This window comes from Thioalkalivibrio sp. ALMg9 (assembly GCF_000380625.1).
GTDB classification, from domain to species: domain Bacteria; phylum Pseudomonadota; class Gammaproteobacteria; order Ectothiorhodospirales; family Ectothiorhodospiraceae; genus Thioalkalivibrio; species Thioalkalivibrio versutus.
The window spans coordinates 835,280-859,689 of sequence record NZ_AQYC01000009.1 but is presented as its reverse complement, the minus strand read 5'-3'; the positions used below and the strand labels follow the sequence as shown (position 1 = coordinate 859,689).

Here is a 24,410-nt window from a genome sequence, read left to right as displayed (position 1 = left end):
GGCTCGCGGGAAAGGGCGGTCACGCAGCGTGCCCGGCCGCCGCGTGACCGATGGGGACGCTACCAGCTCTTGTAGGGCAGGAACTTGCCGTTCCAGGTGATCTTCACGCGGTCGCCCTTCGGGTCCTCGACCTTGTCGATGTCCATGCTGAAGTCGATGGCGCTCATGATGCCGTCACCGAACTTTTCGTGAATCAGCGCCTTCATGGTGTCGCCGTAGACGTTGATCGCCTCGTAGAAGCGATAGATCACCGGGTCGGTGGGGATGGTCTTGTCCCAGGTCTTGTGCGGGAAGGCCTGAAGCGCCTGCGAGACCTCCGGGCCGAGCCCGATGAAGGTGGCCAGCTTGTCGGCCTGGTCGCCCTCCAGGTGGTTCATGCCGTAGCAGGCGGAGGTCACGTAGACCTCGTGCAGTCCGGTGGCCTCGGCGATCGCGGCCCAGGTAGTTCCGCGGTTCTCCTTGGCCTCGAGGATGGTGGTGGTCATGGCGCTCTTGCTGAGACTCATCATGTGCTCCTTGAATGCGATGGATGGACTGGGGTCAGACCGCGCGAACCATGCGCGGGCCGGGTTCCGGACTGGCCTCGGGCTTGGCCGGGTTGACGATGCGCGGGCTGTGGCGCGGGTTGTCGCCGCGGGCGGCGGCCGCCTGGGCCTTGGCCGACATCTCCTTGGCGCCGTTCACGAGGAAGTCGACCAGGTGGTTGCGGATCGGGTAGTAGGCGTCGTTCTGGTGCAAAGTGGCGCGTTCCCGCGGCCGCGGGATGTCGATCTTCACTGACTCGGCGACCTGGGCATGCGGCCCGTTGGTCATCAGCAGCACGCGGTCGGCGAGCAAGATCGCCTCGTCGACGTCGTGGGTGATCATGAACACGGTCTGGTGGGTCTCCGACCAGATCTTCAGCAGCTCCTCCTGGATGACCCCGCGGGTCAGGGCGTCCAGGGCCCCGAAGGGCTCGTCCATCAGCAGCAGCTTGGGTTCGATGGCGAAGGCCCGGGCGATGCCGACGCGCTGGCGCATGCCGCCGGAGAGCTGCGCGGGCTTGCGGTCCATGGCGTGATCCAGCCCGACCATGTGCAGGTAGCGCTCGGCGTGTTCCAGGCGTTTCGCCTTGCTCCAGTTCGGCCAGCGGGCGCGCACCGCGAACATCACGTTGTCGCGCGCCGACAGCCACGGCAGCAGGCTGTGGTTCTGGAAGATCACGCCCTGGTCGAGGCTGGGTCCGGTGATCTCCTTATTGTCCATGATCACGTTGCCGTCGGTGGGTGTGGCCAGGCCGGCGAGAACGTTCAGGATGGTGGACTTGCCGCAGCCGGAGTGACCGATCAGGCAGACGAACTCGCCCTTGTTGATGGTCACGTCCACGCCCTCGAACACGGTCATCAGGTCGCTGGAATCGGGCTGCGGGAAGCGCTGGCTCAGGTTCTCGATCTCGAGGAATCCCTTGCTCATGATTGGTCTCCTTTTGGGGCCACGCTGACTCAGTCGGCGTAGCGCACGAATTTGGTGGCCTGGGCGAGGGAGGCATCCAGCAGGAAGCCGACGATGCCGATCATGATGATCGCGAAGATCACGCTGGCGAGGTCGAGGTTGTTCCACTCGTTCCAGATGTAGTAGCCGATGCCGGTGCCGCCCACGAGCATCTCTGCGGCGACGATGACCAGCCAGGCGATGCCGATGGAGATGCGCATGCCGGTGAGGATGGTCGGCGCCGCGGCGGGCAGGATGACCGTGAACGCGGTGCGCAGGTTCGACAGCTGGTGGGTCTTGGCGACGTTCAGCCAGTCATTGCGCACCGAGGCGACGCCGTAGGCGGTGTTCACGAGCATCGGCCAGATCGAGCAGATGAAGATCACGAAGATCGCCGACATGTTCGAGTCGCGGATCACGAACAGGGCGAGCGGCATCCAGGCCAGTGGCGAGATCGGCTTGAGGATCTGGATGTACGGATCGAACGCCTTGTTCAGTAGCGGCGACATGCCAATCACGAAGCCGAGCGGAATGGCGATCAGCGCGGCCAGGGCAAAGCCCAGCAGGACCCGGTAGATCGAGTAGGCCAGCTGGATGCCGATCCCCTTGTCGTTCGGGCCCGCGTCGTAGAATGGGTTGCTCAGTTCGCCGAAGGCGTGGCTGAACACCTGGGTGGGGGCCGGGATGCCGCTGCTGGAACTGCGATCGGCCCCGCCCCCCATCAGCTGTTCGTATTCGCTCAGCTCGCCCTGTTGTGGCGCGATGACCTCCGGGGCGGTGGCCAGCTGCCACACGCCCAGGAAGACCACGAGCATCACCAGCGAGAGAACGGTCGCCCGGAAGTTGAGATTGCTCAACATGGCTTAGCTCCTGCGGATATCGAAGCTGTCGAGATAGCCTTCCGGGTCGGTGTAGTCGAACACCTTCCCCATGATCTCGAAGTTCTTGTAGGTGTCACTGGGCGCTTCGTAGCCCAGCTCGGTCATCACTTCGGCGCACTCGCTGGCGAGGAAGACGTCTTCCGCCAGGCGGTTGTAGTCGAAGTCGCGATCCACATAGCCCCAGCGCTTCATCTGGGTAAGGATCCAGGTGGCCATCGAGTGCCAGGGGAAGGGGTCGAAGTCGATCCGGTGCGGGTCGTTCTTGACCTCGCCCAGGCCGTCGGCATAGCGCCCGGTCAGCACCTGCTCGACCACCGATTGCGGCTGGTTCAGATAGGCACGCGGGGAGATGGCTTCGGCGATCTCGGCGCGATTGTTGATATCCGAGCTGTACTGGGTGGCCTCGATCAACGCGCGGAACAGGGCACCGAAGGTGTTCGGATGCTCGTCGGCGAAGGCGGCCGAGCAGGCGAAGGCGCAGCACGGGTGGCCGTCCCAGATCTCCTTGGTCAGCATGTGAATGAAGCCGATGCCGTCCCAGACCGCGCGCTGGTTGAAGGGGTCGGGGGCCAGGTAGCCGTCGACGTTCTCGGCACGCAGGTTGGCGACCATCTCCGGCGGCGGGACGACGCGGATGCTGATGTCGCGATCGGGATCCAGCCCGTGCTCCGCGACGTAGTAACGCAGCAGGAAGTTGTGCATGGAGTACTCGAAGGGCACGGCGAAGGTGAAACCCTTCCAGTCCTTGGGATCGCGCTTGTCCTTGTGCTTGTTGTGCAGTGTGATGGCCTGGCCGTTGATGTTCTCAACCGCCGGCATGATGTAGTGCTCGCGCGAGGAGCCGGAGCCCAGGGTCATCGACAGCGGCATCGGCGAGAGCATGTGCGAGGCGTCGTACTCACCGGACAGCGACATGTCGCGGGCCACCGCCCAGCCGGCGGTCTTGATCACGTCGACATCCAGGCCGTGGCGCTCGTAGAAGCCCATGGGGTGGGCCATGATGATCGGCGTGGCGCAGGTGATCGGGACGAAGCCGACGCGCAGCTTGGTCTTTTCCAGAGGCCCGCCGTCCTTGATTGCGGCCTTGACCTTGTCCAGCGGCAGGATGGAGCCCAGAGCGGCGGCCACCGTGCCGCCCCCGATCATCTGCAGGAAGCGGCGGCGGTTGATCTCGTTGTGGCCGAACATGCCGCGGACGATGGCGCTCTCCACCGCGCGATCGACCATGGCCTCGTCACTCAGGTCCTCGCCGGTGGCGTGGGCATCGGCCTGTACGGGCTCATGGGTGGCGCGTCGTTCCAGTTTCTCTTCCAGGTCCGGGGACGCGGTGTCGAAGCAGCTGCAGCTGCCCGGGCCGGTGTGCCCGTGGCGGCAGCTGGAGCCGTGGCGCAGGTCGGCATTGGCGTCAAAGGGATCGTGAAGACTCTTGGTCGGCATGGTCGGCTCTCCTCGTGGGTCGAATCGATGCGGGCATCGTTGCCGCGCATGTCGAGGGTCTTTGCAGGTGCCATGCCAAGCGTGGGGAATGGGCCGCCAGGGCGGCGCGCGAGCGCCGGGAGATCGGACCATTGGTCGGCATTGTCGACGAAGCGGACAAAAGGTCCGCTGGTGTCTGAGCGATGGTCCTAAGTGGTTTCTATGCCGAGCTTTTTCAAGCGATAGCGCAATTGCCGCGGGGTCAGGCCCAGGTCCATCGCGGCGCGGGTCTTGTTGCCCCCGGTCTGTTCGATCGCGCGCTTCAGGCGCTCCGCCTCGGTGGCGTGCACGCGCTGATACGGGCGCACCGCGCTGGTGCAGGACGCGCCGGGAGAGGGCAGGGTTCGGGGCTCGTTGTGCCGCGATGGTGCCGGTGCATGCTCGTCGCGGAGGCCGTGCCCCTCGCCCTCGAACGGGCTGATGCGGGATTCCTCGTGCAGGATCTCGTCGATCAGCGGCGTGCCGATGCGGCCGTCGGTGGACAGCAGTACCGCGCGCTCCAGGACGTTCTCCAGCTGGCGGATGTTGCCGGGCCAGTCGAAGGCCTCCAGGCGTTCCAGCACGCCCTCGTCGACGACCACGTTCCAGCCGTGCAGGTGGGTGTAGCGGTCAAGGAAGTGGCGGGTGAGCAGGCGGATGTCGCTGGCGCGGTCGCGCAGGGCCGGCATGTGCAGCGGGATCACGTTGAGGCGGTAGAACAGGTCGAGCCGGAAATTCCCGGCATTCACCGCAGCCTGCAGGTTCTGGTGGGTCGCGGCGATGACGCGCACGTCCACCGGGAGATCGCGGTTGCCGCCAATGGGCTGGACCACCCGTTCCTGCAGTACACGCAGGATCTTCGACTGCAACGCCTCCGGCATGTCGCCGATCTCGTCCAGGAACAGCGTGCCGCCGTCGGCCAGGGCGATCTTGCCAGTCTTGGCGCTGGAGGCACCGGTGAAGGCCCCCTTTTCGTGGCCGAACAGCTCGGATTCCAGCAGGTCGGCCGGGATGGCGGCGCAGTTGATGGAGATGAACGGCTTCGCGTTGCGCTGGCTGATCCGGTGGATCATGCGCGCGATCTTCTCCTTGCCGGTGCCGGAGGCCCCGGTCACGAGCACCGTGGCCTGGGTGTCCGCGATGCGGTGGACCTGCTTGAGGACATGGCGCAGGGCCGGACTCTCGCCGAGGATGCCGTACTGCCCGCCCTGGGTATCCAGGGCGCTCTTGAGGTAGCGGTTCTCCGAGACCAGCTCGGCGGTGCGCTCGGCGATCAGCTGGTGGATGCGCAGCACCTGGCCGATCATGCTCGCGATCACCCGCAGCAGGTTCAGGTCGTCCTGGAACTGGCGCGAGCGGCGTCGCAGCCGGTGCACGCCCAGCACGCCGATGGCGTGTTCGTCCTGGACGATGGGCACGGCGATGTAGGCGACGGTCTCCTGCGGCAGGGTGGAACGGTCAATGGCGCGCGCGAGGTATTCGGGCTCGTTGTCGATGTCCTGGATCAGGGCGATCTGGCCGGTCTTCATGACGCGCCCGGTGACACCCTCGCCGAGGCTGTAGCTGCCGCGGTCGCGCTCGGCATCGGTCAGGCCGTAGGCGTGGCGGATGCGCAGCTGGCCGCTGTTCGGATCCGGCAACAGGACCCGGCCGCGGTTGAGCCCCAGTAGCTGGGACATCATCCCGAGGATGCGGTAGATCGCGGCATCCGGGTCGCCGGAGCGGCCCATGAGCTTGGCAACCTCCAGCAGCAGGGTGATCTCCTGCTCCCGGGTGGCCAGGTCCGGTGGGGTCGAATCGGATATGCGGTGGAGTGCCATGCCGTGGGTTATGCAGAAAGCCTGCCAGTGCGAAAACGACGTGTTGGTGGGCGTTCGGGGGCGTCTGGCAGGGTCAGGATGACGCGGTTGCCTCGAGGCGGGGCAGGGCCTTGCACTGTTGGGTTGCGCTTGCCCGCTTTGCGGGCGCACAAAAAGGCCCGGCCAGGAACGGCCGGGCCCGGGCATGGCCTGGAGGGATCAGCCCTCGGCGTGATAGCTGCTGCGCTTGATCAGGCGTACGCAGATGGCGTCGAGCATGTAGCCGATGATGCCGATGACCAGGACAAATGCGGCCAGTTTGTCGTACTCCAGGGTGTCGCGGGCATCGTTGATGGCGTAGCCCAGCCCCGAGGTGACGCCCAGGTACTCGGCCGGCACCAGTACGATCCAGGCCACACCCACCGCCAGGCGGATCCCGGCGAACACATCCTGGGCGATCGCGGGCATCACGATGTAGCGCAGGGTGTGGTACGGATTGGCGCCCAGGTTGTTGCCCACCTTGAGCCACATCGGATCGATGCGTTGCACCCCGTGCGCGGTGGCGTAGGTAATGGGCCAGACGGCCGCGATGGCAATCAGGAAGATGATGGCTGCATCCCAGGTGGCGAAGGCCAGTACCGCGACCGGCATCCAGGCCAGCGGCGAGATCATCCGCAGGAACTGGAACGGGACGTGGGTGACCTGCTTCAGCGTCAGGAAGTAGCCGATCATTACGCCCAGTGGCACGCCGATGGCAATGGCGTAGGCCAGGCCCCAGCCCACGCGGTACAGGCTGGACTCGATCGGCGACCACACGGCCCCGGAGCTGACGATGTCCCAGAAGGCCGCCAGCGTGGGCCCGGGGGCGAAGCTGGCGAAGGCCATCGTGTCCTCGTTGTTGCCGATGGCCCAGCCGCCCCAGTACCACAGGGCGAACAGGCCGGCGATGCCCAGCGCCGGGTACTGCAGCGCCCGGCGCGCTTGGTCCGCGAACCGCAGCACCGGCATGAGCCGCTCCACGGTCGCGGTGTCGACGGAGAGTGTGGCTTCGCGGTTCATAGGACCACCACCTCCTCGCGGGCATAGGGTGAATCCATGTCCACGCCCGGGGCGCCCTGCCAGGCGGTGTGTTTTTCCATCGCCTTGCGCACGAAGTCGTAGTTCACCAGGTCGTCGGTGACGAAGTCCGGGTCCAGGCCTTCGAGGAAGGTGGTGTCGCCGCCGACCAGGGTCTCGTTCATGGCGCCGACCAGCATCTTGGTCGCGGACGGGTAGGGCCAGGGCGAGAAGTCGATGCGGCCGTTTTCCCACTCGGGGTGACGGATCGCGCCGCTGTCGGCGTAGGTGCTGTCGTCGTGATAGTTGGTCATCGCGCGTTCCACTACGTTGGCGGGCATCGGCAAGTAGCCCTTGCCATCGCGCGAGAGCATGGTGGCGACGCTCTTCTTGTCCTGCTGGATGGTGCCCTGGGCGCGGACCACGGCGTTCATCACCTTCTGGGTCCACTCCGGTTCGCGGGTGGTCAGGCGCTCGTTCATGCAGACCACGCAGCAGGGGTGGTTCTTCCAGATATCGCCGGTGAAGCGCAGCACGTTGCCGCGCGCCAGCAGTTCGCCGGCGGCGTTGAACGGCTCGGCGACGATGTAGGCATCAATGGAGCGCGCGGCCAGGGCCGGGGGCATGTCCGGCGGCGGCATGAGCATCAGGTTGACCTCGTGCGCCTCCAGCGCGTCGCCCTGGTCGCGGATCACCGGCGTCAGGCCGGCATCGCGCAGGGCCATTTGCATGACCACGTTGTGCATGGAATACCAGTAGGGCACGGCCACGCTCTTGCCGCCGAGGTCGGCGAAGCTCTGCACGTCGACATGGCGGCCGGTTACTACGGCCGAGCCGTTGGTGTGGGCCCAGGACATGATCTTCACCGGGAAGTCATTCTGGTAGCGCATCCACAGCGGGATCGGCTTCAGCAGGTGCACCAGGTTGAATCGGTTGGCGGCAAAGGACTCGATCAGCGGCGACCAGCCGCGGATCAGCTGGGGATCGGCGACCTCCAGTCCTTCGTCCTCGAAATAGCCCTCGGAGTGGGCGACCAGCAGGGCGGCGGCGTCGGTGATCGGGATGTAGCCGATGCGCACGACGCCGTCGAAGTCGCTGACGACGCCTTCGGGCTCTTCGAGGTTCCCGGGTTCGGCCCCAAACAGGGAACCGGGCAGGGCAAGCCCGCTCCCGGCCAGGCCGCCGACGGCGGCGGTACGCAGGAAGTTGCGACGGGAGAAGCTGCGATCCAGCAGCCGGTCCAGTTCGCTGTCGATGTCATGGTGGTTGTCGCAGTTGCACATGGTGGCGGTTCCTCGCTCGGGTTCGGGGCAGTGGGGTGGTGGATCAGGCGGCGCGTACGCGCGCTCGGGATTCGGATGAAGAAGACTCGTCTTGTTCGCTTTCGGTATCGGGCGTCGGGGCTTCGGCCTCCGCTGAACCCTTGTCAGCGGCCAGGGTGCGGGTGGCGCCGAAGTAGCCCATCAGTTCGGCCTTGCGGTCGACGAAGGCCTGGCTGTTGCGATCGCGTGGGTGGGCAATGTCGATCGGGAGTTCGGCGGTGATGGTCCCCGGGTTGGAGCCCATGACCAGCACGCGGTCGGCCATGGCGACGGCCTCTTCGATGTCGTGGGTGACGAACACCACCGAGATCCCGCGTTCCCGGGCCAGGCGGGTGACTTCGTCCTGCAGGGCGACGCGGGTAAAGGCGTCCAGGGCCGAGAATGGTTCGTCGAGCAGCAGCAGTTCGGGGTCGGTGGCCAGGCTGCGGGCCAGGGCGACGCGCTGTTGCTGACCGCCGGAGAGCGACTGCACGTTGACCTCGGACTTCTCGCTCAGGCCCACGGTCTCCAGCAGCTGGTCGATGCGTTCGCGCATGTCGGTCTTGCGGCCCTGGAAGATCAGGCCCAGCGAGGCGTTCTTGCGCACCGTCATCCAGGGGTAGAGCGAGGGCTTCTGGAACATCATGTTCCAGCGCGGGCTCGGCTTGATGACCTGGTGGCCGTTGATGCGCACGCAGCCTTCGCTCGGCAGCAGGAGCCCCGCGAGCATGTGCAGCAGGGTGGACTTGCCGCAGCCACTCTGGCCGATCAGGGCCACGGTCTCGCCCGGTGCGACGGTGACCTGGATGTCCTGGAGCGTGGGGGCTTCCTGCCCGGGATAGTGGTGGGTGATGTAGTCGATGGAGATGGCGGCGCCCATGGCGTTTCCCTCTTGACCTTCGTTCATGAGCCGCCGGATGGATCGGATCGGCGGCGCGTTCAAAGGGGTTCCTTACAAGGGGCGTGCCAAACCCGTCGTGTTGCCCGGGAATTTCGTCCGGCCCGGGGGCGAAACGGCGCGCTGGTGCGCAATACAGGGAGCGGCGAACGAGGCATCGCAGAAGCGGGGGGATCCGGCGCGGGGGCGAGGAGTGGACAATCCGGACAATGCGGACCAATTCGAGTGGACAAAGCGGACGGATTGTCCGACGGGGGATGGGTTGGATTCGGATGGCCCGGCTGGAAATGGCTTTGTGGTGCGGTCCGCACGGTTTTGGCACGGCTTCTGCACCGGGATGGACGACCCGGTCGAATGCCGGGGATCCACGAATCCCAACCATCAGGAGCACCACCATGTCTGCAGCCGAAGCCACTACCTCCCTGTCCATCAACGCCCTGGAGCCGATCGACCAGGATGGCCTCAATAACCTCGCCGCCAAGGGCAAGGCCAACCCCGAGAACATCGTGACGCTGAAGGCCACCACGGTCTGCGAAGGCAAGTTCCGCAACCGGACCTTCGTGCGCGACCTTGAGGCCCACGTGATCGACGAGCCGCCGCACCTGCTGGGCGACGACACCGCGCCGAACCCCTCCGAGGCCGCGTTGGCCAGTTTGGGTGCCTGCCTGTCCGTGGGGATGCACGCCAACGCGATCGATCGCGGTATCACCCTGACCAAGCTCGAGCTGACCCTGGAGGGCGACATCAACGTGACCGCCGTATGGGGCGTCGGGGATACCGACGTGAACAAGCACCTCGGCTTCTCCGATATCCGGGTGAAGGCGAACCTGGAAGGGGATGCCAGCGAGGAACAGCTGAAGGAGCTGGTCGCCCATGCCGACTTCTGGTCGCCGGTAGCCAACACCATGCGCAACCCGGTCAAGCTCAGTGTCGAGCTGGCCTGATTCCGGTCCTGCTGCCCAACGGGAGTAAACCCCAATGCTTGAAACCCGCACTCACGACGTGACGGGGGTGTCGCCGGCCGCAGGGCCGGCGGATGCCGATGCCGCGCTGCAGGCGCTGGTGGAGCGCGATCTGGCTCCGCTGACCGCCCGTATCGACCGCGAAGGCCTGTACCCCGAAGACTTCCTGCGCGAGGCCGGTCGCCTCGGCGTCTTTAACCGCCACCTGGCCAGCCAGAACGCCAGCGGCACCACGGATATTGCCAGTGCCATCCGCGCGACCGAGGTGATCTCGGCCGAGTGCATGACCACCGGCTTTGTCGCCTGGTGCCAGAACGCCTGTGCCTGGTACGTGGAGAACAGTGCCTCGGACACCCTGAAGCGCGAGGCTCTGCCGAGGCTGGCGAATGCCGAGGCACTGGGCGCCACCGCGCTGTCCAACCCGATGAAGTGGTTTGCCAATATCGAGGACCTCAAGCTCTCCGCCGAACGTGTGGACGGCGGTTATGTGGTCTCCGGTGCGCTGCCCTGGGTATCCAACCTGGGCGAGGACCACTACTTCGGCGCGATCTTCCGCACCACCGGCGCGAACCCGCGGCCGGTGATGGCGCTGATCAACTGCTCCGACCCCGGGTTCAGCCTGACGGCCTGTCCCGAGTTCACCGCGCTGGAGGGTTCGCGCACCTTCGGTTGCCATTTCGATCGCGTGTTCGTGCCCGATGAGCACGTGCTGGCCGACGCCCTGCCCGAGTACATCCGCCGGATCCGACCGGGGTTCGTGCTGCTGCAGATGGGGATGGGGCTGGGGCTGATCGATGGCTGCATCCAGACCATGCGTGACGCCAACGAGACGCTGTCCCACGTGAATGGCTATCTGGATGACCAGGTGGGCGAACTGGAAGAGGCGCTGGAGGATGGCCGTGCAGCCTGCTATGCGCTTTCGGAAACGCCCTTCGACGAGTCCGAAGGCTTCTTTGCCGATGTGCTGCAGATGCGCCTGACCGGTTCCGAGCTGTCACTGCGCGCGTCGCAGTCGGCATTGCTGCATACCGGGGCCCGCGGGTATCTGGCGAACGCTGCCGCCCAGCGCAAGCTGCGCGAGTCGTACTTCGTGGCCATCGTGACCCCGGCCATCAAGCACCTGCGCAAGGAGCTGGCGCGGATCCACGCGCACTAGTCCACCACCCACGGTCGGGGCCACCGGGGCTCCGCACCGAACGAAGGAATCGTCATGCTGGAAACCACTACCCGACTGGACCTCGAGACCGCGGTCGCGACCCTGAAGGAGGCGATTGACGCCCAGGGCCTGAAGCTGGTCTCGCACATCAATGGCCAGGCCAATGCCGCGAAGATCGGGGTCGAGGTCCCGACCGACCAGATCCTGGAGATCTTTCACCCGAGCTACGCGGTGCGTGTCTGGGAGGCCTGCAAGCCGGCCGGCATCGACATCCCGTTGCGCATCCACGTCTCCGGCGATGGGGAGATGCTGCGCGTCAGCGCGCGCTCCGCACGGGACGTGTTCGCGCCGTGGGCCAACCCCGACCTGGACGCCATCGGGTCCGAACTGGACCCGAAACTGAAGGCCATTCTCGATGCCGTGGAGGCCGCGTGATGAGCACCGAAACCGACGAGTTCAAGCGCTATATCTGCAAGGTCTGCGGGTATATCTACGACGAGGCCAAGGGCGACCCGGATTCCGGTCTGGCCCCTGGGACCCGCTTCGAGGATATCCCCGACGACTGGTATTGCCCCGACTGTAATGTGACCAAGGCGGATTTCACCGCCCTGGAGCCGCGCGCCGACACCGCGGACGCCGGTGCCGCCGCGATGGCCTGGAGTGCCGGGGCCGGCGCGGCCGATCCGGACGCGGTGGTGATCGTCGGGGGCGGCATGGCGGGCTGGGCCCTGGCCGAGGCCCTGCGCGAGCGGGATCCGCGGCGCACGATCCGCCTGCTGACCGCCGATTCCGGTGATTACTACACCAAGCCGCGGATCTCCAATGCCTTTGCCCGGGGCGTCGCGGTCGCGGATCTGGTGGAGGAGACTGGCGTGGCGCGAGCGGCCCGGCTCGGCATTGACCTGATGCCGTTTGTCCGCGTGCTCGATGTCCAGCGGGCGCAGCAAAGAATCATCACCGCCCGTGGCGGCGTGCCGTACGGCCAGCTGGTGCTGGCCACCGGGGCGCGTCCGCGGCAAATGGCGTTCCCGGGTGGGGCCAGGGCGCCGCTGTCGGTGAACACGCTGGAGGACTATCGCGCGCTGCGTGCGGCCCTCGAGGCGCAGGCCGGGTCACCGGCCCATACCCGTGTGGCCATCATCGGCGCCGGCCTGGTGGGCTGCGAGCTGGCGGACGACCTGGCGGCCGGTGGTTATCCGGTCTCTTTGATCGAGTGTGCGTCGCGGCCGCTGCAGAATCTGCTGCCCGAGTCGCTGAGCGGCGATCTGGAGAAGGCGCTGGCCGACCGCGGCGTGCAGTGGCACACCGAGGCGACCGTCGAGCGCATCGAACCGGTTGCGGAGGGAACGACCCGTCTTGCCCTTGCCAGCGGCGAATCCGTAGAGGCCGAGGTGGTCATCAGTGCGCTCGGGCTGGTGCCCAACCGCGAGCTGGCCGAGCGGATCGGTCTGGCCTGCCACGCGGGAATCGAGGTGGACGCACTCTTGCGCACCACCGACCCGGCGGTCTTCGCCCTGGGTGATGGTTGCGAGTTCGACGGCCAGTTACGCCCCTACGTGGAGACCCTGCGCGGGCAAGCAGCTGCACTGGCGCGCACGCTGTCCGGCGAGCCGACGGTGTACCGGCCGGATGCCGGGATCGTGCAGGTCAAGACCGGGAGCCTGCCGTTGAACGTCTGCCCGCCGCAGACGGACGGGGGCGAGTGGGTGGAGATCTCGGGCGACGGCGAAGGGCGTCACCTGGAGTATCACGCCGATGCACGGCTCGAGGGGTTTGCCTTGTCGGGTTGTCATGCACGCCAGGCGCGGGACCTGGAGACGCGCCTGGGCGAGCCAGTGGCGGATACCCGAACCCGGCTGGCGTCCTGAGCCGCGTGGCCCGGCCGGTGCCGGGCCCGCGGGGGTGCGGCGATGCGGATCAGAGGGTTCGGGTCATATGACCCCGTCGAGGCGCAAATAGCCGATCAGGAACAGCACTGCCAATACACCGGCCAGGGCGTAGAGCCAGTTGGATAATGTGGGGTTGTCGGGGCGGCTGAAGAAGGCCGCCCACAGTGCCAGCAGGATCAGGACGAAAAAGAAGAACAAAAAGCGCATGCGTCAGGCTCCTTCGGGGACTGCGTAGGGCAGTTCGACGACCTCGGCCTTGGCGCCGTCGGGTGCGTCCCAGCGCAGTTCGCCCTTGGCGGCCGCGACCTGCAGTACCGCCAGGGCGGAGTACAGCCCGTCCGGGTGCAATTCGGCTGCGACGATCTCGCCGTCCGACTGGTCCGGGTTGCCGCCGGCCTGGAACACAGGCGAGCCGGGTTGGGGTGGAGTCTGAGTATGGATCGCCAGGCGGAACATGCGCCGCTTGAGCTTGCCCAGGTAGTGCATGCGTGCCACGACCTCCTGGCCCGGATAACAGCCCTTTTCGAAGCTGACCGCGCCCAGGGCATGCAGGTTGAGCATCTGCGGCACGAACTTCTCGCTGGTTTCCTCCACCACGGTGGGGACCCCGGCCAGGATGTCCAGCAGTGCCCAGTCGCGCGGGCCCACCGGGGCCGCGTGGACGTTCAGGCCGTCCCACGCCTTGCGCATGGCGTCGAACTCGCCGAACAGCTCGAAGCGCGGGTGGACCCCGGGTACCCGGACCACGGTGACGCCGTCCTTCTCGACGACCTCCTCGACCTCGGCGGGACAGACACCCAGCGCGCTTTGCACCTCCTTCTCGGCATCCGGCCCGGAGCAGCCGAAGTGGATCCGCGAATCCCCGGCCTGTTCGATGATCACGTTCGCGCGCAGCACGAACATCTGCAGGCGCTTGGCCACCGGCTCGATCCGGTCTGCGGGCATCTCCAGCAGGTAGCCGTCGCGGGTACGCAGCACGCGGAACACGGCGTAGGCGCGGCCCTTGGGACTGGAGTAGCTGGACAGCTGGCTGTGTTGCGCGTCCACCGCGCGGATGTCGTTGCCGAACTGGCCCTGCAGGAAGTCGGTGGCGTCGTCGCCGCGAACCTCCAGCAGGCCGCGATGGGAGAGGTCGCAGATCACCTCGCCGTTGATGGCCATGCGCCGTTCACGTTCCGGGTTGCCGTAGTGCAGGAGGTCGTCCTCCTCGAACTCGGCACCCGCATCGGTGATGTGGTCTTTCCAGTCTTCGCGCATCGAGGATCTCCAGTGGACTGCTGCCCATGCCATCGCCGGGCGTACCGCGCGGGAGGCGGCGATACGGGGTCACGACGGCAGCATGGAGTGGTAAGCTGATTCGGTGGATCGATGGTAGACGAACCCCACGCGGGGTGTCAGCCTGACGGTCCTTTTCTTCCGGCTATTAGGGGTTGGCATGACTCGGCAGGGACGTCCCGTCTTTCTGGATTTGCGCAAGATCCGACTGCCGCTGAATGCCGTGGTCTCCATTCTGCACCGGATCACCGGTGTCTTCCTGATTCTGTCGATTCCCGTGCTGCTTTGGCTGCTGGACCGCTCGTTGGCCAGCCCCGAGGGCTTCGCCCAGGCCGTGGCGATCATTCATCACCCGATCGGCCTGGTGGCGCTGGCACTGGGGCTTTGGTGGCTTCTGCATCACCTGTTTGCCGGGATTCGCTACCTGCTGATGGAATTCGGCATCGGCGAGGATCGCGCGGGCTCGCTGCGCACGGCGCGCGATGCGCTGTACGCGGGCATCCTCGGCACCGTGCTGGTGTGGCTGGGGCTGGTGCTATGAGGCTCCTGAGCGGACAGCGCGCCTGGCTGCTGCAACGCATCACGGCGGTGTATGTGGGCGTGTACGTGATCCTGGCCCTCGGATTCTTCGTGCTGGCCGCGCCGGCGGATCATGCCGCATGGCTGGGTGTGGTCGGGCACCCGGTGATTGGGTTGCTGACGGCGGTGTTCGTGCTGCTGTTGCTGCTGCATGCGTGGATCGGGCTGCGCGACGTGGTGATGGACTACGTGCATGCGCCCGGCACGCGGCTCCTGGTGTTCGTGCTGGCCGCCGGCGGGTTGCTCCTGACGGGGCTGTGGGCATTTTTCATTCTGATTCGGGCGGGACTGGCATGAAGGGACTGGCATGAACGTGGCGCGACGCAAGTTCGACGCCCTGATCATCGGGGCCGGCGGGGCCGGCCTGCGCGCGGCGCTACAGCTGTCCAATGGCGATGCCAAGGTCGCGGTGGTCTCCAAGGTGTTTCCCACGCGCTCGCACACGGTGGCGGCGCAGGGCGGGGTGAACGCCGCCCTGGCCAACGTCCTGCCGGACTCCTGGCACTGGCACATGTTCGACACGGTGAAGGGCTCGGACTATCTGGGCGACCAGGACGCGATCGAATACATGTGTCGCGCCGCGCCCAAGGTGGTCTACGAGCTGGACCACTTCGGCGTGCCGTTCTCGCGCCTGGACAACGGCACCATCTACCAGCGCGCCTTTGGCGGGCAGAGCCAGAATTTCGGTCAGGATCAAGCCGCGCGCACCTGCGCGGCGGCGGACCGCACCGGGCACGCGATCCTGCACTCGCTGTACCAGCAGAACCTGCGCGCGCGCACGCACTTCTTCGACGAGTATTTCGCGGTGGACCTGCTGCGCGACGCGCAGGGCTACGTGCTGGGCGTGCTGGCGTTCGAGATCCTGACCGGCGAGCCGATCGTGATCGAGGCGAAGACCACCCTGATCGCGACCGGCGGGGCGGGACAGCTGTTCCGCACCACGACCAACGCGCTGATCAATACGGGTGACGGCATGGCGATGGCCCTGCGCGCCGGGGTACCGCTGGAGGACATGGAGTTCGTGCAGTTCCACCCGACCGGCATCGCCGGGCGCGGAATGCTGATTACCGAGGGTGCCCGCGGCGAGGGCGGGTTCCTGATCAATTCCGAGGGCGAGCGTTTCATGGAGCGCTACGCCCCGCGGGCGAAGGACCTGGCCTCGCGCGACGTGGTGAGCCGCTCCATTGCCACCGAGGTGCGCGAGGGACGCGGCTGCGGGCGCAATGCGGATCACGTATTGCTGGACCTGCGCCATCTGGGCGCCGATACGATCATGCAGCGCCTGCCGGGGATTCGCGAGACGAGCATGACCTTTCTCGGGGTCGATCCGATCGAGGCGCCGATCCCGATCTTCCCGACCTGTCACTACAGCATGGGCGGCATCCCGACCAATCGCTTCGGGCAGGTGGTGGCGCCGGAGAAAGATACGCCGGAGGACCCGGTCCCCGGGCTGTACGCGGCCGGCGAGACGGCCTGTGTCTCGGTGCACGGGGCCAACCGCCTGGGTGGCAATTCACTGCTCGACATCCTGGTGTTCGGCCGCGCGGCGGCCAATCACATCCTCGAGTACCTGGCCGAGAACCGTTACCACCGGCCGCTGGACGAGTCGGCCGTGGAACAGGCGATGGCGCGGCTCACGCGCTGGGATCGCAAGGACCCGGGCGATGGCTCCGCCGAGCAGGTCGAGCCGCTCAAGCGCGAACTGCGCAAGGTGATGGAAGACCACTGCTCGGTATTCCGCACCGACGAGGTGATGCGCGAGGGGGTGGAGAAGGTCCGTGCGTTGCGCGAGCGCCTGAACCATGCGGTGATCGCGGATCACTCCAGCACCTTCAATACCGCGCGAGTGGAGGCGATGGAGCTGGAGAACCTGATGGACTGCGCGATCGCGACCATCCGCTCCGCGCTGGGGCGCGAGGAAAGCCGCGGCGCCCACTCGCGGATCGATTTCCCCGAGCGCGACGATCAGCACTGGCTCAAGCACAGCCTGTACTCGCTGGCGGACGATAGCCTGGACTACAAGCCGGTGCGCACCCAGCCGAATACCGTGGCCTCGTTCCCGCCGAAGGAACGCGTCTATTGATGGGTCGACTCGACCGTAGGATGCGGATGAGCGCAGCGAATCGCATCATGTGGCGGATATTCCCACCGGCATCGGTGCGTTTCGCGATGCTCAACGCACCCTACGACACCGGTGCATCAATACAGGCCGTAGGATACGGATGAGCGCAGCGAATCGCATCAGGGGGCATGGCAGCCCGCGCGTTCAACCACGTGCAACGCGGTCGATGGGAGACGAACCATGAGCAACCCCACCGAACCGGTACCCGAGGCGTGGCTGCACGAGCAGCTCGAGGCGCTGCTGACGGAGCTGGATGCCGCGCTCGCGGGCGCCGCCGACAGCGGCGCGACCGTGGAGCTGGACCAGCAGCGCACCGGACGGCTCTCGCGGATGGACGCGCTGCAGGGCCAGGCCATGGCCAAGGCGAGCCAGCAGCGGCGCGAGGCCCAGCGTGTTCGCGCCCGCCGGGCGCTGAAGCGGCTGGAGGAGGGCGAGGGCGGACTGTGCATCGACTGCCTGGAACCGATTGCCCGCTCGCGGCTGGAGATCGACCCGTCGGCCGAGCGATGCATCGCCTGTGCCGAGGCGCGGGAACAGGATTGATTGGGGCTTACCGCAGCGTGTGACAACGGTGGCCACGGTCACCGACAGGAGATACCGATGGAGTTCTCGATCTACCGCTTCAACCCGGAGACGGACACGCTGCCGAAGATGCAGCGCTTCAGCCTGCCCGATGACCAGGTCGAGCCCGGGATGATGCTGCTGGATGCGCTACTGCTGTTGAAGGAACAGGACGACTCCCTGGGCTTTCGCCGCTCCTGTCAGCACGGGGTGTGTGGCTCCGACGGCATGAACATCAACGGCACCAATGGCCTGGCGTGCATCACGCCGCTGGCGGAGCTGGACTCACCCGTGACCCTGCGCCCGTTCCCGGGCATGCCGGTGATCCGCGACCTGATCGTGGACATGGACAACTTCTGGGAGCAATACCGCAAGGCCGAGCCCTGGCTGGTCAACGACAGCCCGGAGCCCGAGGTGGAGCGCAAGCAAAGCCCCGAAGACCGCGAACAACTGGACGGGCTCTACGAGTGCATCCTGTGCGGCTGCTGCTCCGCTGCCTGCCCATCCTACTGGTGGAACCCGGACAAGTTCCTGGGGCCGGCGGCGCTTTTGCAGGCCGCGCGCTTCATCCACGACAGCCGCGACGAGGCCACCGAGCACCGTCTCGAACAGCTGGATGATGCCTGGAAGCTTTACCGCTGCCACACCATCATGAACTGCACCCAGGTGTGCCCGAAGGGCCTGAACCCGAGCCGCGCGATCAGCGACATCCGCCGCACCATGCTGAAGAAGTCGCTGTGAGTGGCCTGATCCGCAACGGGTATCCAGCCCCCGTAGGGCAAGACGGTATCTACCGGGGCGCGGGTGGGGCATTTCGGTGATGGAACCGGATAACCGGACACGCTGGCGCTGTCGCCGCGGCATGCTGGAGAACGACTGGCTGCTCGGCCACTTTCTCGCGCAGGGATATGCGCAACTGGACCAGGAGGGTCGCGATGCCTTCGAACGCCTGCTCGATTACCCCGACAACGTGCTGCTGGATGTGGTCATGGGTCGCCAGACCACGGTGGACGAGGGGATAGCCCGCCTTGTCCCGGCGATCCGCGCCGCCACTCAGGCTTCGGCTCCGACCTGACCCGGTCCTCCCCCGGCTCGCGCTCGCGGGCCAGATCCACCTGCTCCTGGCTGTGGCCGGCTATGTGCTGGTGTACAGCCCGTTGTGGACGCTGGCCCCGGTCTTCGGACTGGCCGTGGCCGGCTGGTGGTGGCAATGGCGCTCGCAACCGCCGGCCTGGGACTGGCTGGGGCAGACGCCCGAGGGTGCAACCTGGCTGGCCACCGCCGAGGGCCTGCGCCAGGAGCAGGTGGACTGGGTGGAGGTGCTTCCCGATACACGGGTGTTGCGTCGGCTGGTGGTGCTGGTGGTCCGGATGCGGGGTACCGGCCGGGTATGGCGCCTGTGGCTGCACGCCGGGCGCATGCATCCGGAGGACCTGCGCCGTCTGCGCGTGCGGTTGCGCTGGTCGCCTGCGCGCGAGGTGGTGGATCCCGGCTGGCGGGTGCGGCTTCGCGCAGGGGTGGAGCGCGGCGTTGCTATACTGGCGAAAAGCCGAGTACCCGGAGGCCCGAACATGGCTGGACCCGACAACGCGCAGGTGATGGTGGACGTGTCACATCTGCTGAGTGACGAGCCCGATCACGTGTACAGCGAGGATGAACTGGACGCGATCGAGGAACTCGATCCGGAGCTCGCGCTGCGCTTGGACCGGGCCCAGACCCATGCGCAACGCGAGGCGGCCGACGTGCCGGCCGATGGCCCGATCGACGTGGACGCGGTGCGCGCCGCGATCGAGGAGGCACGGCGGATCATGATGCAGGACGGGGGCGATATCGAGTTCGTGGAGCTCGATGGCCGCACCGTGCGGGTCCGACTCAAGGGGGCCTGTGTGGGCTGTCCGCGCTCCACGCTGGATCTCAAGAATGTGGTCGAACGCCTGGTTCGGTCGCGTGCGCCGGGCGTGGCCAGCGTCGCCAACACCTTCTGATCCGCTCTTTGGCTCAAGCCTGGCCGGCACCGAGCCGGCGCAGTAGCTGCCGGATGCGCCCCGGCCCGAAACCGTGCACCCGCTTGAAGGCCTTGCGAAAGGCCGCCTCCGAGGTATAGCCCACCGCGTCCATCACGCCCGCGACCGACTCCCGCCCGTCACGTAGCAGGCGTTCCGCCAGGACCATCCGCCACTGGGTCAGGTAGTCGATGGGCGTCTGGCCGACCAGCGCGTGGAAACGTTCGGCAAAGCTGCTGCGCGACATGGCCGCCTCGCTGGCCAGCCCCTCCAGGGTCCAGGCCGCCTCCGGGTGGGCGTGCAGGGCATCCAGTGCCCGGCGGATGCGGTCGTCGGCCAGGGCGGCGAGCAGCGATCCCTCCGAGTGTTCGCGTTGCGAACAGATGTGGTGGCGCACGGCCATCACGAACAGGGTGTCTGCGAGGCGGTCCAGCACGGGCCGGTAGCCCGAGGAACGTTCCGCGAGTTCGATGTTCATCAGGTCCGCCAGGTGTGACAGCCGGTCGCCGGATTCGCGGCGGCGGATGATGATGTGATCGGGGAGCGCGGCCAGGATCGGGTTGCGGCGGCCGGAATCGAACTCGAAGTGGCCGCACAGGAGCTGTGTGACCGGGATATCCGGCGGATCCTCGCCTTCCACCAGCGTCAGGTGGTTGTCGCGGTCGGGCACGGTGTCGCGGCTGGACATCAGGTGCCAGTCGTCATGCGGCAGCAGGAGAAGATCGCCGGCCTCCATCCAGACGGGGGCCATCGCCTCCATGTGCAGATAGCATCCGCCTTCCCCCACCAGGTGAAAGCTGGCATTCCCCGAGCCCGTCGTGCTGAGCTGCCACTCCCCGCACAGGCGCGGGTTGGTGTCGATGCGGGCACGCAAGTTGTAGGCGGCCAGAACCGTCGACAGCACGTCTTCGTGGGGGCTGATGTCCATCAAACCTTCCTTTTGCCTTTCTTCACCTTAGACCTTTGGGCGCCCGGTTGCCGGGCGTCACGGGCCTCTCCGCGTGGTCCCGGACGATCGGACATAAAAGCCGGCGGATCACCCCGCGTACAGCGTGAGCCCGCGGTCTAGGCTTTATACCCAGTAGAAGGGGAAAAGGAGATCAGGACGATGGCTGCGACTGGAACCTTGGCAGTGCGCTTGCAGGGTTGGCTGGACTGGACGCGAGGCGCGGACTTCCTGGCGCCCCTGCTGTTGCGGCTCTACCTCGCGCCGGTGTTCTGGATGGCGGGGACCAACAAGCTGGACGGGATCCTGCCGAAAGAGAACGTGGTGATGTGGTACGGCAACGCGGACTGGGGGCTGGGCATGCCCTTCCCCTATCTGATGGTGATGCTGTCCGCGTATGCCGAGGTGCTGGGTGCGATCGCGTTGCTGCTCGGACTGGCGATGCGCTGGTTCTCGATCCCGCTGATGATCACGATGGTGGTGGCGGCCGTGACCGTGCATCTGGAACACGGGTGGCAACGGATCTCCGATCCGATGATGTGCCTGTTCAACTGTTCCGGGATCAAGGAGGCACAGATGCGCCTGGATCGGGCCAAGTCCATTTTGCAGGAGCACGGCAACTACAATTGGCTGACCGAGACCGGAAACTTCGCGATCGTGAACAACGGGATCGAGATGGCCGCGACCTTCTTCGTGATGCTGCTGGTCCTGTTCTTCTGGGGAGCGGGACGCTACGTCAGCATCGACTATTACATCCGTCGGAGGATGATGAGCAGGGGATAACTCCAAGAGCTGTTTCAGCAGCCATCACACAACGGGTCCAGCGGATCCATCATCGCAACACGAGGAGTACGACCATGAAGAACGATCTGTTTTCCACCAAGACCCTGGCCGGTGCCGTCGGCACGGCGGCAATCGGCATGGCCATGGCCACCAGCCCGGTGTTTGCCTCGGCCGATCTGAACCACGGCTATCAGCAGGGCGGCCAGTCGCCGCTGATGCTGGCCGAGGGTTCCTGTGGCGAAGGCACTTGTGGTGGCGCGAGCGATACCAAGGACAGTGAAGGCAGCTGCGGCGAGGGCACCTGCGGTGGCTCGGACGGCGACGAGAAGGATTCCGAAGGCGCCTGTGGCGAGGGGACCTGTGGCGGCTAAGGTCGTCCACCCTGCCAACCCGGCCCGCGTCAGCGGCGCCGGGCTCGGCTTGCGGCGGGCCCTGCTGGGCCCGCTGGCCGAGGCCCCGGAGGCGACGGAACGTCTGGGGTTTTTCGAGGCGGCACCGGAGAACTGGATGCACCTGGGCGGACGTCTGGGCCGCATCTTTCGCGAATACACCGAGGCCCAGCCCTTCGTCTGTCACGGGCTGTCTCTCGACATCGGCGGGCCGCGCCCGCTGGACAAGACCTTCCTGCAGGACCTGCGCACTTTCCTGGATACCCACGGGATCGAGGATTACAGCGAGCATCTCTCCGCCTGTGGCGACGGCCAGGGGCATCTGTACGACCTGATGCCGATCCCGTTCACCGAGGAGGCGGTGCGCTACGTTGCCGATCGCGTGCGCCAGGTGCAGGACATCCTCGGGCGCCGGGTGGCGCTGGAGAATGTCTCCTATTACACCCCGGTGGGGGCCGAACTGGACGAGATCACCTTCGTGCGGGCCGTGCTGGAGGAGGCCGACTGCGACCTCCTGCTCGACGTGAACAACATCGTCGTCAACAGCATCAATCACGGCTACGAGCCGACCGAGTTCCTGGATGCAATGCCGCTGGAGCGAGTGCGCTACCTGCACATTGCCGGGCACGAGGAGGAGGCCCCGGACCTGCGGGTCGACACCCATGGCCAGCCGATCTGTTCCGATGTCTGGGCGGTGCTGGAGGCCACCTATGCGCGCATCGGGCCGGTGCCCACCCTGCTCGAGCGCGACTTCAACTTTCCGCCGCTGGAGGAACTGCTGGCGGAGACCGACCGGATTCGGGATCTGCAGTTGCGGGCGCGCGCCGGCCAGGAAGAGCGGCTCCTGCATGCCTGAGGCGGATTTCCAGCAGGTGCAGGAGGCATTCGCGCGGCACTTGCGTGACCCGGAGCGCTATCCGGCCCCGGAGGGGATCGAGAGCCGGCGCCTGGCGATCTACCGGCGTCTGTTCTTCAACAACGTGGCCAACCTGCTGGCCCGGGGGTTCCCGGTCCTGCGGGGACTGCTGGAGGCGGCCGCCTGGGAACAGCTGGTGCGCGACTTCTATCGCGATCATGGCAGCGAGACGCCGTATTTTCCGCAGTTGGCGGCGGAGTTCGTGCGCTACCTGGCGGAAGAACGCCCGGCGCAGCCCGGCGATCTGCCCTTCCTGGCCGAGTTGGCCCACTACGAGCGGGTGGAGACCGAACTGGTCTATGCGCATACCACGCAACCTCCGGATGTGACGCCGGACGGTGATCTTATGGCTCAGGTTCCGGTGTTTTCGGCCGCCGCGCGGCTGCTGGCCTACGAGTACCCGGTGCACCGGATCGGGGCCGACTTCCAGCCCGATCAACCGGGAGAGGCGCCCACCTACCTGCTGGCGTACCGCACCGGGGAGGAGCGGGTGCGGTTTGCCGAGCTGAACCCGCTCGGCGCCCGGCTGCTGTGGCGGGTGATCGAGACACCGGCGACCGGCGACGAACAGATCCGCCGGGTGGCCGGCGATTTCGGGCTGGAACTCTCGGGCGAGCTGGTGGCCAGTGGACGCCAGTTGCTGCAGCACTACCACGGGCTGGGTGCCATTGTGGGGACCCGCACTGACCGCGCATCCGCCTGAGGCGGAGGGACCGGACGCGCACGTCGCAGACCCGGACGCCCGGACATGGGCAACGTCCAGGGCAGCCGCAAGGGAAGCAGGAAATCGCTGTCCCCCAGGCGCCACCGGATACGGGCGCAGTTGCCTCGGTACGGCGGCGCCATTGTCTCTTTTCTGATAGTGCTCTCGTGCCTCGACGATACCCGCGACTCGGTGCTGGAGCTGATCCGGAACCTGCGGTGAGACCGGGCCTCAGTAACCCAGGTCGAGGGCGGGTTCGTCGAGGGCGGCGGCCTGCTCGCGCAGGGTGAGGATGTGATCCTCCCAGAAGCGCGGCGTGTAGAAGATCGGAAAGCCGTCGACAAAGGCCGGGTCGTCGGCGCGCCGGGCCAGCCAGGCGGCGTGGCGCAGGATGCGCAGGGTGCGTAGCGGGGCGATCAAACCGAGCTGGCGGCGATCCAGCGGTACGAAGGTCTCGTAGCCTTCCAGCAGGGCCCGCATCTGCCAGGCCATCTCGGGTGGTTCGCCGGACAGGAACATCCACAGGTCCTGCATGGCGGGGCCAGTACAGGCGTCGTCCAGATCGACAAAGTGCGGGCCGTCGTCGGTCCACAGGATGTTGCCGGGGTGGGTGTCGCCGTGCAGCCGCAGCTGTGGGACCGGCCCGATCGTGTCGAGGTCCCGCTGGATTCGCCCCAGCAGGTCGGCGCTGAGATCGCGGTACACGGATTCCAGCTCCAGGGGCAGAAAGCCGGAGTCGAGAACGGCCTGGCGCGCCTCCTCGCCACGCGGGACGGGATCGAGGACCGGCCGCTCGTGAAAGCGGGCGGCGCGTCCGACCTCGTGGATGCGCGCGATGAAGCGGCCGATGCGGACCAGGGTGTCGCGCTGCTCCAGATCCGGCGCCCGGCCGCCGCAGCGCGGGTAGACGGCGAACATGAACCCGGCGTGATCGTGCAGGGTTTCGCCTTCAGGATCGGCCAGAGGGGCGACTACCGGGATCTCGCGGCTTGCAAGTTCCTGGCTAAAGCCGTGTTCCTCGCGGATGGCGGCGGGTGTCCAGCGTTGCGGACGATAGAACTTGGCGATGACCGGTGTGGTGTCCTCGATGCCGACCTGGTAGACGCGGTTTTCGTAGCTGTTGAGGGCCAGCAGGCGCCCGTCGCAGCGCAGACCGGTCGTTTCCACCGCGTCGAGGATGACACCGGGTTTCAGTTCGTCGTACGGATGTGCATGCATGCTTGCAGTGTACGGGTTTGCCGCGCATGGTTCCGGCAAATTGACCGC

Annotated in this window: 27 protein-coding genes; 15 read left to right on the top strand and 12 right to left on the bottom strand. The window is 66.6% G+C overall.

The window, feature by feature from the left end; translation table 11 throughout:
* Positions 1 to 59 precede the first annotated feature (59 nt).
* The 8 genes from cynS to F792_RS0113140 form a co-directional block, all read right to left on the bottom strand.
* Positions 60 to 506 carry a cyanase gene (gene cynS / locus F792_RS0113175; RefSeq protein WP_018170000.1) on the bottom strand — a complete coding sequence of 149 codons (447 nt, stop codon included), beginning with the start codon at positions 504 to 506 and terminating at the stop codon, positions 60 to 62.
* Between the two features lie 34 nt (positions 507 to 540).
* Positions 541 to 1,452: an ABC transporter ATP-binding protein gene (locus F792_RS0113170; RefSeq protein WP_018169999.1), complete on the bottom strand. Its 912-nt coding sequence runs from the start codon at positions 1,450 to 1,452 to the stop codon at positions 541 to 543.
* 29 nt (positions 1,453 to 1,481) lie between these two features.
* Positions 1,482 to 2,330: a nitrate ABC transporter permease gene (ntrB, locus tag F792_RS0113165; RefSeq protein WP_018169998.1), complete on the bottom strand. Its 849-nt coding sequence runs from the start codon at positions 2,328 to 2,330 to the stop codon at positions 1,482 to 1,484.
* 3 nt (positions 2,331 to 2,333) lie between these two features.
* Positions 2,334 to 3,788: a CmpA/NrtA family ABC transporter substrate-binding protein gene (locus tag F792_RS0113160; RefSeq protein WP_018169997.1), complete on the bottom strand. Its 1,455-nt coding sequence runs from the start codon at positions 3,786 to 3,788 to the stop codon at positions 2,334 to 2,336.
* Between the two features lie 188 nt (positions 3,789 to 3,976).
* Positions 3,977 to 5,626 carry a sigma-54-dependent Fis family transcriptional regulator gene (locus F792_RS0113155; protein WP_018169996.1) on the bottom strand — a complete coding sequence of 550 codons (1,650 nt, stop codon included), beginning with the start codon at positions 5,624 to 5,626 and terminating at the stop codon, positions 3,977 to 3,979.
* A 198-nt stretch (positions 5,627 to 5,824) separates the two neighbouring features.
* The gene (locus F792_RS0113150) at positions 5,825 to 6,664 is read right to left on the bottom strand and encodes an ABC transporter permease (protein ID WP_018145428.1); all 840 of its coding nucleotides are present in this window, start codon (positions 6,662 to 6,664) and stop codon (positions 5,825 to 5,827) included.
* Positions 6,661 to 7,944, bottom strand: coding sequence for an ABC transporter substrate-binding protein (locus F792_RS0113145; RefSeq protein ID WP_018169995.1), 1,284 nt, complete (start codon positions 7,942 to 7,944; stop codon positions 6,661 to 6,663). The genes F792_RS0113150 and F792_RS0113145 overlap by 4 nt, the downstream gene beginning before the upstream one ends.
* A 43-nt stretch (positions 7,945 to 7,987) precedes the next feature.
* A complete protein-coding gene (locus tag F792_RS0113140) occupies positions 7,988 to 8,842 on the bottom strand; it encodes an ABC transporter ATP-binding protein (protein ID WP_026305977.1) in 855 nt (284 codons plus the stop codon).
* A gap of 413 nt (positions 8,843 to 9,255) precedes the next feature.
* Between F792_RS0113140 and F792_RS0113135 the strand changes: the two genes are divergently transcribed.
* Genes F792_RS0113135 through F792_RS0113120 form a run of 4 tightly spaced genes read left to right on the top strand, consistent with a single transcriptional unit; the run spans position 9,256 to position 12,846 of the window.
* Positions 9,256 to 9,804, top strand: a complete 549-nt coding sequence (locus tag F792_RS0113135; RefSeq protein ID WP_018169993.1) for an OsmC family protein — start codon at positions 9,256 to 9,258, stop codon at positions 9,802 to 9,804.
* A gap of 34 nt (positions 9,805 to 9,838) precedes the next feature.
* Positions 9,839 to 10,978, top strand: coding sequence for an acyl-CoA dehydrogenase family protein (locus F792_RS0113130; RefSeq protein ID WP_018169992.1), 1,140 nt, complete (start codon positions 9,839 to 9,841; stop codon positions 10,976 to 10,978).
* 54 nt (positions 10,979 to 11,032) lie between these two features.
* Positions 11,033 to 11,413: a DUF302 domain-containing protein gene (locus F792_RS0113125; protein WP_018169991.1), complete on the top strand. Its 381-nt coding sequence runs from the start codon at positions 11,033 to 11,035 to the stop codon at positions 11,411 to 11,413.
* Positions 11,413 to 12,846: an FAD-dependent oxidoreductase gene (locus tag F792_RS0113120; protein ID WP_018169990.1), complete on the top strand. Its 1,434-nt coding sequence runs from the start codon at positions 11,413 to 11,415 to the stop codon at positions 12,844 to 12,846. Before F792_RS0113125 ends, F792_RS0113120 begins: the two co-directional genes overlap by 1 nt.
* 63 nt (positions 12,847 to 12,909) lie before the next feature.
* Here F792_RS0113120 and F792_RS14925 read toward each other — a convergent pair whose 3' ends face one another.
* Both F792_RS14925 and F792_RS0113110 read right to left on the bottom strand, forming a co-directional pair.
* The gene (locus F792_RS14925) at positions 12,910 to 13,074 is read right to left on the bottom strand and encodes a hypothetical protein (RefSeq protein WP_018140916.1); all 165 of its coding nucleotides are present in this window, start codon (positions 13,072 to 13,074) and stop codon (positions 12,910 to 12,912) included.
* A 3-nt stretch (positions 13,075 to 13,077) separates the two neighbouring features.
* Positions 13,078 to 14,124 carry a folate-binding protein YgfZ gene (locus F792_RS0113110; RefSeq protein WP_018169989.1) on the bottom strand — a complete coding sequence of 349 codons (1,047 nt, stop codon included), beginning with the start codon at positions 14,122 to 14,124 and terminating at the stop codon, positions 13,078 to 13,080.
* A 178-nt stretch (positions 14,125 to 14,302) separates the two neighbouring features.
* On the opposite strand from F792_RS0113110, the gene sdhC reads away from it, so the two are divergent.
* The 7 genes from sdhC (at position 14,303) to F792_RS0113075 (ending at position 19,389) form a co-directional block, all read left to right on the top strand.
* Positions 14,303 to 14,683: a succinate dehydrogenase, cytochrome b556 subunit gene (sdhC, locus tag F792_RS0113105; RefSeq protein ID WP_018650004.1), complete on the top strand. Its 381-nt coding sequence runs from the start codon at positions 14,303 to 14,305 to the stop codon at positions 14,681 to 14,683.
* A complete protein-coding gene (gene sdhD, locus F792_RS0113100) occupies positions 14,680 to 15,018 on the top strand; it encodes a succinate dehydrogenase, hydrophobic membrane anchor protein (RefSeq protein ID WP_018169987.1) in 339 nt (112 codons plus the stop codon). The genes sdhC and sdhD overlap by 4 nt, the downstream gene beginning before the upstream one ends.
* Positions 15,019 to 15,028: 10 nt before the next feature.
* On the top strand, positions 15,029 to 16,804 hold the full coding sequence (gene sdhA / locus F792_RS0113095) for a succinate dehydrogenase flavoprotein subunit (protein WP_018169986.1): 1,776 nt from the start codon (positions 15,029 to 15,031) through the stop codon (positions 16,802 to 16,804).
* A gap of 219 nt (positions 16,805 to 17,023) precedes the next feature.
* Positions 17,024 to 17,386 carry a TraR/DksA C4-type zinc finger protein gene (locus tag F792_RS0113090; protein WP_018169985.1) on the top strand — a complete coding sequence of 121 codons (363 nt, stop codon included), beginning with the start codon at positions 17,024 to 17,026 and terminating at the stop codon, positions 17,384 to 17,386.
* A 57-nt stretch (positions 17,387 to 17,443) separates the two neighbouring features.
* Positions 17,444 to 18,145: a succinate dehydrogenase iron-sulfur subunit gene (locus tag F792_RS0113085; protein ID WP_018169984.1), complete on the top strand. Its 702-nt coding sequence runs from the start codon at positions 17,444 to 17,446 to the stop codon at positions 18,143 to 18,145.
* 79 nt (positions 18,146 to 18,224) lie between these two features.
* Positions 18,225 to 18,479: a succinate dehydrogenase assembly factor 2 gene (locus F792_RS0113080; protein WP_026305976.1), complete on the top strand. Its 255-nt coding sequence runs from the start codon at positions 18,225 to 18,227 to the stop codon at positions 18,477 to 18,479.
* A 52-nt stretch (positions 18,480 to 18,531) separates the two neighbouring features.
* On the top strand, positions 18,532 to 19,389 hold the full coding sequence (locus F792_RS0113075) for a NifU family protein (protein ID WP_018169982.1): 858 nt from the start codon (positions 18,532 to 18,534) through the stop codon (positions 19,387 to 19,389).
* Positions 19,390 to 19,402: 13 nt separating this feature from the next.
* On the opposite strand, the gene F792_RS0113070 is transcribed toward F792_RS0113075, so the two are convergent.
* Positions 19,403 to 20,335 (bottom strand): AraC family transcriptional regulator, encoded by a 933-nt coding sequence (locus F792_RS0113070; RefSeq protein WP_018169981.1) that lies wholly within the window; start codon positions 20,333 to 20,335, stop codon positions 19,403 to 19,405.
* 180 nt (positions 20,336 to 20,515) lie between these two features.
* On the opposite strand from F792_RS0113070, the gene F792_RS0113065 reads away from it, so the two are divergent.
* The 4 genes from F792_RS0113065 to F792_RS0113050 all read left to right on the top strand — a co-directional run bounded on the left by F792_RS0113065 (position 20,516) and on the right by F792_RS0113050 (position 23,144).
* A complete protein-coding gene (locus tag F792_RS0113065; protein WP_081620153.1) occupies positions 20,516 to 21,136 on the top strand; it encodes a DoxX family protein in 621 nt (206 codons plus the stop codon).
* Between the two features lie 74 nt (positions 21,137 to 21,210).
* The gene (locus F792_RS0113060) at positions 21,211 to 21,507 is read left to right on the top strand and encodes a hypothetical protein (protein ID WP_018169979.1); all 297 of its coding nucleotides are present in this window, start codon (positions 21,211 to 21,213) and stop codon (positions 21,505 to 21,507) included.
* Positions 21,497 to 22,381 carry a DUF692 domain-containing protein gene (locus tag F792_RS0113055; protein ID WP_018169978.1) on the top strand — a complete coding sequence of 295 codons (885 nt, stop codon included), beginning with the start codon at positions 21,497 to 21,499 and terminating at the stop codon, positions 22,379 to 22,381. Before F792_RS0113060 ends, F792_RS0113055 begins: the two co-directional genes overlap by 11 nt.
* Entirely contained in the window at positions 22,374 to 23,144 is a 771-nt protein-coding gene (locus F792_RS0113050) for a DUF2063 domain-containing protein (RefSeq protein WP_018169977.1), read from the top strand. Before F792_RS0113055 ends, F792_RS0113050 begins: the two co-directional genes overlap by 8 nt.
* Before the next feature lie 231 nt (positions 23,145 to 23,375).
* Here F792_RS0113050 and F792_RS0113040 read toward each other — a convergent pair whose 3' ends face one another.
* Positions 23,376 to 24,362: a serine/threonine protein kinase gene (locus F792_RS0113040; RefSeq protein WP_018169975.1), complete on the bottom strand. Its 987-nt coding sequence runs from the start codon at positions 24,360 to 24,362 to the stop codon at positions 23,376 to 23,378.
* Positions 24,363 to 24,410: the final 48 nt, after the last annotated feature.

Excerpts from the sequence above, each read along its gene's own strand:
- cynS (WP_018170000.1), bottom strand. The coding sequence starts at position 506 with ATGAGTCTCAGCAAGAGCGCCATGACCACCACCATCCTCGAGGCCAAG.
- F792_RS0113170 (WP_018169999.1), bottom strand. The coding sequence starts at position 1,452 with ATGAGCAAGGGATTCCTCGAGATCGAGAACCTGAGCCAGCGCTTCCCG.
- ntrB (WP_018169998.1), bottom strand. The coding sequence starts at position 2,330 with ATGTTGAGCAATCTCAACTTCCGGGCGACCGTTCTCTCGCTGGTGATG.
- F792_RS0113160 (WP_018169997.1), bottom strand. The coding sequence starts at position 3,788 with ATGCCGACCAAGAGTCTTCACGATCCCTTTGACGCCAATGCCGACCTG.
- F792_RS0113155 (WP_018169996.1), bottom strand. The coding sequence starts at position 5,626 with ATGGCACTCCACCGCATATCCGATTCGACCCCACCGGACCTGGCCACC.
- F792_RS0113150 (WP_018145428.1), bottom strand. The coding sequence starts at position 6,664 with ATGAACCGCGAAGCCACACTCTCCGTCGACACCGCGACCGTGGAGCGG.
- F792_RS0113145 (WP_018169995.1), bottom strand. The coding sequence starts at position 7,944 with ATGTGCAACTGCGACAACCACCATGACATCGACAGCGAACTGGACCGG.
- F792_RS0113140 (WP_026305977.1), bottom strand. The coding sequence starts at position 8,842 with ATGGGCGCCGCCATCTCCATCGACTACATCACCCACCACTATCCCGGG.
- F792_RS0113135 (WP_018169993.1), top strand. The coding sequence starts at position 9,256 with ATGTCTGCAGCCGAAGCCACTACCTCCCTGTCCATCAACGCCCTGGAG.
- F792_RS0113130 (WP_018169992.1), top strand. The coding sequence starts at position 9,839 with ATGCTTGAAACCCGCACTCACGACGTGACGGGGGTGTCGCCGGCCGCA.
- F792_RS0113125 (WP_018169991.1), top strand. The coding sequence starts at position 11,033 with ATGCTGGAAACCACTACCCGACTGGACCTCGAGACCGCGGTCGCGACC.
- F792_RS0113120 (WP_018169990.1), top strand. The coding sequence starts at position 11,413 with ATGAGCACCGAAACCGACGAGTTCAAGCGCTATATCTGCAAGGTCTGC.
- F792_RS14925 (WP_018140916.1), bottom strand. The coding sequence starts at position 13,074 with ATGCGCTTTTTGTTCTTCTTTTTCGTCCTGATCCTGCTGGCACTGTGG.
- F792_RS0113110 (WP_018169989.1), bottom strand. The coding sequence starts at position 14,124 with ATGCGCGAAGACTGGAAAGACCACATCACCGATGCGGGTGCCGAGTTC.
- sdhC (WP_018650004.1), top strand. The coding sequence starts at position 14,303 with ATGACTCGGCAGGGACGTCCCGTCTTTCTGGATTTGCGCAAGATCCGA.
- sdhD (WP_018169987.1), top strand. The coding sequence starts at position 14,680 with ATGAGGCTCCTGAGCGGACAGCGCGCCTGGCTGCTGCAACGCATCACG.
- sdhA (WP_018169986.1), top strand. The coding sequence starts at position 15,029 with ATGAACGTGGCGCGACGCAAGTTCGACGCCCTGATCATCGGGGCCGGC.
- F792_RS0113090 (WP_018169985.1), top strand. The coding sequence starts at position 17,024 with ATGAGCAACCCCACCGAACCGGTACCCGAGGCGTGGCTGCACGAGCAG.
- F792_RS0113085 (WP_018169984.1), top strand. The coding sequence starts at position 17,444 with ATGGAGTTCTCGATCTACCGCTTCAACCCGGAGACGGACACGCTGCCG.
- F792_RS0113080 (WP_026305976.1), top strand. The coding sequence starts at position 18,225 with ATGGAACCGGATAACCGGACACGCTGGCGCTGTCGCCGCGGCATGCTG.
- F792_RS0113070 (WP_018169981.1), bottom strand. The coding sequence starts at position 20,335 with ATGGACATCAGCCCCCACGAAGACGTGCTGTCGACGGTTCTGGCCGCC.
- F792_RS0113065 (WP_081620153.1), top strand. The coding sequence starts at position 20,516 with ATGGCTGCGACTGGAACCTTGGCAGTGCGCTTGCAGGGTTGGCTGGAC.
- F792_RS0113060 (WP_018169979.1), top strand. The coding sequence starts at position 21,211 with ATGAAGAACGATCTGTTTTCCACCAAGACCCTGGCCGGTGCCGTCGGC.
- F792_RS0113050 (WP_018169977.1), top strand. The coding sequence starts at position 22,374 with ATGCCTGAGGCGGATTTCCAGCAGGTGCAGGAGGCATTCGCGCGGCAC.
- F792_RS0113040 (WP_018169975.1), bottom strand. The coding sequence starts at position 24,362 with ATGCATGCACATCCGTACGACGAACTGAAACCCGGTGTCATCCTCGAC.